At 37.0% G+C, this 2602-nt stretch carries 1 protein-coding gene; it reads left to right on the top strand.

What is annotated here, in order from left to right:
• The coding region (locus tag AC1DIT_RS27850) for a condensation domain-containing protein (protein WP_476998580.1) at positions 1-2602 on the top strand (2602 nt) is incomplete at both ends.

Genomic DNA, 2602 nt, shown 5'->3' with positions numbered 1-2602 from the left:
GAATTGGAGTTCCTGGAGAATTGTGTATTGGTGGCGATKGAGTAACTCGGGGATATTTAAATAGACCAGATTTAACAGAAGAAAAATTTGTAGAAAATCCATATATTCCTGAACAAAAGATGTATCGAACGGGAGACTTAGCGAGATGGACTTCAGATGGAAATATTGACTATCTTGGTCGAATAGATGAACAAGTAAAAATTCGAGGCTTCCGTATTGAGTTGGGTGAAATTGAAAGTAAACTCAGAGCGATACCTGAAGTGTCAGATGCTGTCGTGTTGGTCAAAGAAAATAACGGCTCAAAGATGATTTGCGGATACATTATAACAGAATCTTCTGTGGAAGCTGCGTACTTAAAGGAAGAACTAAGTAAAAATTCACCGGAATATATGATACCTGCTTGTTTTGTGCAATTGGAAGATTTCCCACGAACTCGAACTGGTAAATTAGATCGTAAGGCCTTACCGGACCCTAGTTTTACAGATTTAGAAGAATATATTGAACCTAGAAATGAGAGAGAAGAAGCTATTGTACAAGCCTTTAAAGATGTGTTGAATATTGATGGATTACTAGGAATCGATGCGAACTTCTTTTCATTAGGTGGAGACTCTATTAAGGCGATCCGTATTATTTCGAAGTTAAGAGAAAAAGGGTACAGCTTAAAAGTCCCAGATATTATGGATAAAAAAACACCTCGAAGAATAGGACAAGGTGTTCAAGTGGAAGAGGTAGTGTTGGAGATTAACCAATCGGAAGTTATGGGAGAGGTTCCGATGATTCCAATTCAAAAAGCGTTTATGAAGCATAAAGGAATAGATAAGCACCATTTTAACCAATCCGTTTTCTTACAAATCCCTACGGGATTAGCACTCCTGCCTTTGAAGCAAGCGTTAAGATCATTGGCAATCCATCATGATATGTTAAGAGCTACTTATAGAGACGGGAAACAAGTTATTCTACCTATAGCTGAAAGTGAATTAGTAACAGTAGAAAGCTATGATTACACCACGTTCCCATTGGAAAAAGCTTATTACATGGTTGATGAGCAGGCTACTAGAATTCAAGCTAGTATGGATTTGGAAAATGGTCCACTTTTAAAGGCTGGAATCTTTAGTCTAACAGATGGTGATTATCTCCTTTTGAGTATCCATCATTTAGTGGTAGATGGTGTCTCTTGGAGAATTTTGGTGGAGGATCTTAAATCGGCCTATGAAGCTGCTAAAAAAGGGAAGGAGATTAACTTTCCTCCTAAAACTCACTCTTTTAAGGAGTGGAGTTTAGCACTTCAATCTTATCGTGAAAGCTCTCAATTACAGTCTGAAGTGAATTATTGGCAGACAGTTGAGTCTAAAGTGAATGATGGGAAATTGTTATTGCCTGTAAAAGAAGGAGAGTTATACTTAGATCCTCAAAAAGTAAAAATGTCTTTATCTAAAAGAGAGACTGAGGACTTACTACAAAAAGCCAGCATGGCTTATTCAACTGAAATCAATGATTTACTATTAACGGCGGTTGGTCGTGCGGTGAACAAGATGACAGGTCAAACTTCTTTAGCTATTCATATGGAAGGTCATGGACGTGAAGCGATTGTGGATCATGTGGTCATTGATCGTACCGTCGGCTGGTTTACTAGTACGTATCCAGTTGTCTTAGAGGAACTTGGTGATTCCATCGGAACGGATATTAGTAAGACTAAAGAAAACTTACGGAGAATCCCTCATCATGGGATTGGATATGGCATTCTTAATAAATTGGGGGAGACCGTTCTTGAGGGAGTGGAACCGGATTTAACCTTTAATTATCTTGGAGAGTTTCAATTTAGTCAATCCGGAGAAGATTTTTCAGAGAGTAGTCTTTCACATGGAAGGGATGTTTCAGAAAAGGATACTTTCCATACCAAATTATCTTTAGATGGTGCAATCTCAGATAAAAAATTAAGTTTAGTTTTAAGTTTCAATGGTTCAGAGTACTTAAAAGAGGAGATGAATACTTTTATACAAGCAATCAAAGATGAATTACTAGAAGTAATTCACCATTGCTTGGGACAAAAAGAAACCATTCGGACACCTTTTGACCATGGAGAAGAATATTGGTCACTTGAAGAATACAACAAAGTTGTTCAAAAGTATGTGGAAAAGGGATATGAGATTGATCGCATTATCCCAATGACAGGGATGCAAGAAGGAATGTTGTATCACAAATTGCTAAATGAAGAGTCAAGTGAGTATGTTGTTCAAAGTGTGTATTCCGTTAGTGGCTTAAACTCTGTTGAGAATTTAAAATTGAGTTTGGACTTATTAAAAGAAAAGCACGGCGTGCTTGAAACCAGTATTGTGTATCAAAATGTAAGTGAACCAAGACAAGTTATGTTAAAGGGAAGAGCTATTGAATTTAATGAAATCGACCTTTCCAAATCAAAAAATCAAGAGAAGGAAAAAGACACCTTCTTAAAAGCAGATGTTCGAAGAGGTTTTGACTTAGAAAACGATAGTTTAATTCGTGTAGCTTTAATTCACTTAGAAAATGAACCATCTCAATTGGTGATTAGTTTCCATCATATCATTATGGATGGCTGGTGTAATCATTATGGATGGCTGGTGTA

The sequence above is a fragment of the Bacillus sp. 05T22 genome (assembly GCF_056396765.1).
Note: the sequence above shows the minus strand (reverse complement) of the source record. Positions and strands in the feature narration are given on the sequence as shown.